A 6,077-nucleotide genomic window follows, 5' to 3' on the forward strand; every position below is an offset into this window, starting at 1 on the left:
CTTCAAGGTCGTCATGTGTGCGGTGATGCGCAAGCTCATCCATCTGGTTTGGGGCGTACTGAAAAGCGGCCGGCCATTTGAGCCTGACGGCGCCCTTGCCTAGGCAAGGGCAACACGGTATCTACAAACGTGGAGCACCCACCAAAGTAAAGCCCCTTACAACGGCTTCGGCGAGAACGTCAGGGTGGCGATCACGCCGCGCTCGCCACCGGGGCGCACGCTCACCTGCCAGCCATACAGATCGCACAGGCGGCTGACGATCGACAGGCCGATGCCGCCGCCCTGCGAATGGCCGGCATGCGTGCCGCGATAGCCCCGCTGGAACAGTTTGGCGGCATCCTCTTCGCTCAGCCCCGGTCCGCTGTCGGTCACCGACACCGAATTGCTGCCGACAAAGACGCGCACTTCGCCATCCTGCGAGTACTTCACCGCGTTGCCGATCAGGTTGCCCAGCGCCACCGACAACGCGGCTTCCGGCGCATCGATCACCAGGTTGCGCTCGCCTTCCAGTGCCAGTTCCAATGGCTTGCCGCCCAGCTGTGCACGGTGGGCGTCCAGCAGCTGTTCGGCCACGCGGGCGACGTTGCTGGTGCCCTGCCCGCGTTCATTGCGCGACAGCAGCAGCAGTGCGCCGATCAGGTCGCTGCACTGTTGTTCGGCGCGCTGGATGCGCTGCAGACGCTGCAGCACCTTCTCATCCAGGCCGGGCCGGGTCAGCAGCAGTTCGGTGGCGCCACGGATCACCGCCAGCGGCGTGCGCAGCTCGTGGCTGACGTCGGCATTGAACTCACGGTCGCGCTGCACCACTTCGGTCAGCCGCGACGAATAATCATCCAGCGCCTGTGCCAGCTGCCCCACTTCGTCATCGGGGAAACGCGGCGCCAGCGGCTCGGGATCACTGGTGCCGCCGCGATAGGCACGCAGTCGCGCGGCCAGGTCCGAAACCGGCTTCATCACCTTCGAGGCCGACCACCAGCCCAGCACCAGCGACAACAGGCTGAACACCAGCACCGACAGTACCAGCGCGCGGTTGAGCTGCTGCCCGCCGCGCACGCTGTCGGTCATGTCGTAGGCCAGGAATGCCCAGGCATCGGGCGTCTTGCGCACGGCCAGCTTGTACGAATAGCGCTGGCCGCGCTCATCCACGCCGCCCATGTTGTACAGGCCATCCTTGAACTCGTACCAGTCCGGCTCTTCCTCGCGCAGCGCCTCGAACTTGTCAGGCTTGATCAGGCGCGCACGCATCTGCTGCACGGGCAGGTCGGGGTTGCGATCCGGGCTCTCGTAGAACCGCCGCACGTACTCGTTGATGTTGCGGTTCATCACGTCTTCCACCAGCTGGTTTTCCACGCGCATGCGGGCCCAGTTGGTGGCGAACGCGAACAGTGTCGTCAGGCAGAAGCCCAACAACACGAACGAGACGATGATGCGGCTGCGCAGGCGCCGCCGATACGGCGAACGCCGGCGCTCCCCCTTGGTTGCCACGGAATCAGGCTTCCGGGGTAGCGATGCGGTATCCGATGCCATGGCGGGTCTGGATCAGCGGCACTTCAAACGGCTTGTCGACCACCGCACGCAGGCCGTGGATGTGGACACGCAGCGAATCCGAATCGGGCAGCTCTTCGCCCCAGACGCGGGTCTCCAGTTCCTGGCGGGTAACCACGGCCGGCGCGGCCTCCATCAGGGCCTGCAGAATCTTCAGCGCGGTCGGGTTGAGCTGCAGCAGCTTGCCCTGGCGACGCACTTCCAGCGTGTCCAGGTTGTATTCCAGATCGCCGGTTTCCAGCACGCGGGTCTGCACGCCCTTGCCGCGGCGCGACAAAGCGTTCAAGCGCACTTCCACTTCCTGCAGCGCGAACGGCTTGATCAGGTAGTCATCGGCGCCGGAATCGAAACCGGCCAGCTTGTTGTCCAGCGAGTCGCGGGCGGTCAGCATCAGCACCGGGGTCTGCTTGCGCGCTTCGTTGCGCAGCTTGCGGCACACTTCGATGCCGTCCATGCCCGGCAGGTTCAGGTCCAACACGATGGCGTCGAACTCGTGGACCACCGCCAGGTGCAGGCCGGTCACGCCGTCGGCGGCGAAGTCCACGGTGTGGCCACGATCCTCAAGGTAGTCGCCAAGGTTGGCGGCGATGTCGCTGTTGTCTTCGATTACGAGAATGCGCACTGGGACCTCTGGTTCTTGAAGGGTCGTCGGGGGGCCAGGCCCACCTGCTCAGGATGCCCCTGTGCGGGTGGACGCGACGTCTACCTGCTGAACGATACAGGTTCCATTCTTAACATTTCGTACCGGAGGGACGACACCGGCAAACGCCCCCGGGGCGAGCGCTCAGCGGCTGATGCGCTGCTGGTCGGTCAGCGCCCGGCGGCTCTCTTCCTGGGCTTTGCGACGCTGGGCCACGGTCAGGCAGACGCTGGTCGGCATGTTGCTGCCGGTCAGGCGCTCGCGGCGGCAGATCATGCGGCTGTCGGCCTGGGCGCGGGTCATGATGGTGTTGACGATCTCCTGCTCGTTGAACAGGTCGTTGCGCTCCTGCGGGGCCAGCTCATCCACCTTCTCGCGGCCATTCATCTTGATCCGGATCCGGTTCAGCGCCTGCTGCACGCGGCTCTTGTCCTCCAGCCCGATCTCGCTGTAGTCCTCGCTGCCCATGGCCGTTTCAACGCGGCGGATCTGCTCGGATACCGGGGTGAAGGAATCCATCTGCACGGTGTCCTTCTGCGCCTTGGCCTGCACGGTGGCCACCAGGCCGAGCGACAGCATCAGGGCGAGCGTAGTGGTGCGGTACATGACGAGCTCCATGTTCGTCCATGAATAGGGTCTCGACTTTACGGTTCCGCCGATGCGTCCACAAGGGACGCACGGCAGGGTGACCGATGGCGGCCTGCGACCGGTCCAACCGCGGTTACGGCTTGTAGTTGTTGAAACGCTGGTTGTCGTTGAGGGCCTTGCGGCTGTCTTCCTGCGCCTTGCGGCGCTGGGCCACGGTCAGGCAGACGCTCTGCGGCATGTTGCTGCCGGTGGTGCGCTCGCGGCGGCAGACCATGCGGCTGTCGGCATGGGCGCGGGTCATGATCGTGTTGATCACTTCCTGGTCGTTGAAGATCTCGGTGCGGTCCTGCGGGCTCAACTGCTCTACCCGTTCGTGGTCGCCCATCTTGATCTTGATACGGCCCAGCGCCTGCTGCACACGGCTTTTGTCTTCCAGCCCGATCTCGCTGTAGTCCTCGGTGTTGATCGCCGTCTCAACGTTGCGGATCTGTTCGGCCACCGGTGCGTTGGCGTCGAACTTCACCTGCCCTTTCTCGGGCTTGGCGTGCGCGGTGGTGGCCAGTGCCAGGCCCAGCATCAGGGCGAAGGGGGTCATGCGCTGCATTGTTACCTCCAGGTTCTTCCATGAGTGGAACACCGACCCTGCGGTGCCACCGATACGCCGTTACGGCACCCCGGTGGACCGAAAGGCGGTGCGGTCAACGCCCGGCGGGCGGTGGGCTGAGCGTGTTGTAGCTGCGCTGGTCGTTGATCAGCGCCTTGCCTTTCTCTTCGATCCGGCGCCGTTCGGCCACGGTCAGGCAGCGGCTCCTGGGCATGTTGCTGCCGGTGGTGCGTTCGTACCTGCAGATCTGCCGGCTGTCGTCATGGCCACGCGCCATCAGGGTGTTGATGCGTTCCTGCTCGTTGAAGACCTCGGCCTGCAACTGCGGCGGCAGCTCCTGCACGGTCTGGCGTTCGCCCATGTGCTGGCGGATACGCGACAGCGCCTGCTGCACCTGGCCGCGATCCTCGGCAGACAGTTCGGCATAGTCGGGGGCAGCCAGCGCGGTTTCCACCTGGCGCATCTGCTCGGCGACCGACCCCTGCCGGTCCATCTGTACAGCGACTTTCTCCGGCTTGGCGGCAACAGCGCCAGACAGGCCCAGCAGCAACGCGATCGTCATGATGCGGTACATCGCCAACCTCCCGATCCATCCCGGAACGAAGGGCCAACTCTACGACCGTCACGCGGCCTCCACAAGAGACCTTGGGCACAGAGCCGACAGGCATAAAAAAGGCCCAGGCGGCGCACCCGCCTGGGCCTGAAGTCGTATCCCGATACCGATCCTGCTGAGAGGCAGAGCTGCGGTTCGCTGAAGCCTACGCCGGGGCCGATTAAAGCCTCGTTAAAGGCCCGGATCATTTACCCATGAGAATCACAACCCCATGAATAATCAAGGCTTTTTGATCTTCTCTACGTGTTCGATGATGCGTGTGGCCACGTCCACACCGCAGGCCGCTTCGATGCCTTCCAACCCGGGCGTGGAATTGACCTCCAGCACCAGCGGGCCGCGCGCGGAGCGGATCAGGTCCACGCCGCACACCGACAGGCCCAACGCCTTGGCCGAACGCACCGCCACCTGCTGCTCGGCGCGACTGGCCTTGGCCGCCACGGCGGTGCCGCCAGCGTGCAGGTTGGAGCGGAAGTCACCCTCCGGTGCCTGCCGCTGCATCGACGCCACCACCTGGTCGCCCACCACGAAGCAGCGCAGGTCGGCGCCCTTGGCCTCGCCGATGAATTCCTGCATCAGGAAGTTGGCGTACAGGCCGCGCAGCGCTTCGACAATGCCGCGCGAGGCACTGGCCTTTTCGGTCAGGATCACGCCGCGACCCTGGGTGCCTTCATTGAGCTTCACCACATGCGGCGGCGGGCCGAGCATGGACAGCAGATCGACGGTGTCATCGGGGTTGTCGCCGAACACGGTAACCGGCATGTCGATGCCCTTGGCCGCCAGCAGCTGGTGCGCGCGCAGCTTGTCGCGCGAACGCAGGATGGCATCGGACGGATTGGGCGTGCGTGCGCCCATCAGTTCGAACTGGCGCAGCACGGCGGTGCCGTAGCGGGTGATCGAGGCACCGATGCGCGGAATGACCATGTCCACGCCGGTCATCGGCCGGCCCTTGTAGTGCATGGAAAAGCCATCGGCGGCGATGCGCATGTAGCAGCGCAACGGGTCGAGGATGCGCACGGTGTGGCCGCGCGCGCGCGCCGCCTCGACCAGCCGACGGGTGGAATACAGGGAGCTGTTGCGGGACAGGATGGCGAGCTTCATCGCGGCGGGATCGGTCGGCAGGCGCGCAGCATAGCGCGGGCGTGTGGCGGGCGGATGATGCCCACAAGAATGACCTGAACTGACCAGGGTCTCTCTGCGCGAGCGCGGCACAATCGTACCCCGCTCCCCCCAGGAGAGCTGCCACGTGCCCTCCGTCAATGGGCGGAGGGTACAGGCTCTGCTTCCTACTCGCTCTTCCTATACGCCCCGACGCCATATCGGCCATTTGAGCTCCGGGTGCCGATCGGCACCCGGGGCATCCTTCAACATGGATAATCCGCGACCTTCAGATCATCAGATCGATGCAATCAGATTCACTCTCTGCGCTTGCTCAATAGCCGATGGCGTGAGTGCTGCGGCGGACCCACTCTGTGCCATTGCCGCAATCAGACTATTCAACTCGACGTTACCCACAGTCCGGCCATCTGCAAAACTCAGGACCTCGATCTGTGCACCGATGGAGCCAAACCAACCGCTGAAAGTAACCGAGTCGGCCTCTTCAGCGAAGCTCAGCTGAAGATCATTGCCCTGCCTGAGGAAGCGTGCATCACCTGATCGCAGCCCCTCTCCAAGCACCAGCATATCAATCGAGTCGCTGGCGTACTGGCCGGTTTCCACGATCGTGTCGTGACCATCGCCCTTGTTGAACAGGTAGGTATCGCTCTTGATGCTACCGATCAACGTGTCGTTACCGATACCACCGGCCAGGATGTTGCGGTCGGAGGTTGCCGCCACGCTCAGCGTGTCATTGCCGACGCCACCGTGCAGCTCGTTGCTGCCCAGTCCACCGTCAATGACATCGTCGCCTTCTCCGCCCAGGATCAGGTCGTTGCCGTTCCAGCCAACGATCTTGTCATCTCCAGAGGTGCCCAGCGTGGTCAGCTGCGCCCGGATGTTGGCCGCCGTCCACTGGGTACCGTCGGCAAACACCAGCTTCTCGATGCTGGCCGACGCGTTCTCGCCCAGAGAACTGGTCAGCCAGTCCTTCA

At 64.4% G+C, this 6,077-nt stretch carries 7 protein-coding genes and 1 pseudogene; 1 reads left to right on the forward strand and 7 read right to left on the reverse strand.

Annotated features, from left to right (window positions below):
- Positions 1-103, forward strand: a pseudogene (locus tag ACM0PY_RS19325) (IS110-like element ISStma4 family transposase); the annotation flags it as partial.
- 53 nt (positions 104-156) lie between these two features.
- On the opposite strand, the gene ACM0PY_RS19330 reads toward ACM0PY_RS19325, so the two are convergent.
- The 7 genes from ACM0PY_RS19330 to ACM0PY_RS19360 all read right to left on the reverse strand — a co-directional run.
- Positions 157-1,527 carry a sensor histidine kinase gene (locus tag ACM0PY_RS19330; protein WP_180886475.1) on the reverse strand — a complete coding sequence of 457 codons (1,371 nt, stop codon included), beginning with the start codon at positions 1,525-1,527 and terminating at the stop codon, positions 157-159.
- Positions 1,490-2,167, reverse strand: coding sequence for a response regulator transcription factor (locus tag ACM0PY_RS19335; protein ID WP_005410804.1), 678 nt, complete (start codon positions 2,165-2,167; stop codon positions 1,490-1,492). Before ACM0PY_RS19335 ends, ACM0PY_RS19330 begins: the two co-directional genes overlap by 38 nt.
- A 162-nt stretch (positions 2,168-2,329) precedes the next feature.
- A complete protein-coding gene (locus tag ACM0PY_RS19340) occupies positions 2,330-2,791 on the reverse strand; it encodes a hypothetical protein (protein ID WP_053499209.1) in 462 nt (153 codons plus the stop codon).
- 115 nt (positions 2,792-2,906) lie between these two features.
- Positions 2,907-3,377, reverse strand: coding sequence for a hypothetical protein (locus ACM0PY_RS19345; RefSeq protein ID WP_005418647.1), 471 nt, complete (start codon positions 3,375-3,377; stop codon positions 2,907-2,909).
- Between the two features lie 94 nt (positions 3,378-3,471).
- Positions 3,472-3,951: a hypothetical protein gene (locus ACM0PY_RS19350; RefSeq protein WP_005418649.1), complete on the reverse strand. Its 480-nt coding sequence runs from the start codon at positions 3,949-3,951 to the stop codon at positions 3,472-3,474.
- Between the two features lie 258 nt (positions 3,952-4,209).
- Complete coding sequence (rimK, locus tag ACM0PY_RS19355) at positions 4,210-5,088, reverse strand: 30S ribosomal protein S6--L-glutamate ligase (protein ID WP_005418651.1); 879 nt, start codon at positions 5,086-5,088, stop codon at positions 4,210-4,212.
- Positions 5,089-5,382: 294 nt separating this feature from the next.
- Positions 5,383-6,077: calcium-binding protein (locus ACM0PY_RS19360; RefSeq protein ID WP_495493287.1), on the reverse strand; the 695-nt coding region annotated here is incomplete at its 5' end.

It is taken from the genome of Stenotrophomonas sp. BR163, assembly GCF_047520985.2.
Taxonomy (GTDB): Bacteria; Pseudomonadota; Gammaproteobacteria; order Xanthomonadales; family Xanthomonadaceae; genus Stenotrophomonas; species Stenotrophomonas sepilia.

Bases quoted from the DNA above. Each gene is read 5' to 3' on its own strand.
- ACM0PY_RS19330 (WP_180886475.1), bottom strand. From the start codon at position 1,527: ATGGCATCGGATACCGCATCGCTACCCCGGAAGCCTGATTCCGTGGCA.
- ACM0PY_RS19340 (WP_053499209.1), bottom strand. From the start codon at position 2,791: ATGTACCGCACCACTACGCTCGCCCTGATGCTGTCGCTCGGCCTGGTG.
- ACM0PY_RS19345 (WP_005418647.1), bottom strand. From the start codon at position 3,377: ATGCAGCGCATGACCCCCTTCGCCCTGATGCTGGGCCTGGCACTGGCC.
- ACM0PY_RS19350 (WP_005418649.1), bottom strand. From the start codon at position 3,951: ATGTACCGCATCATGACGATCGCGTTGCTGCTGGGCCTGTCTGGCGCT.
- rimK (WP_005418651.1), bottom strand. From the start codon at position 5,088: ATGAAGCTCGCCATCCTGTCCCGCAACAGCTCCCTGTATTCCACCCGT.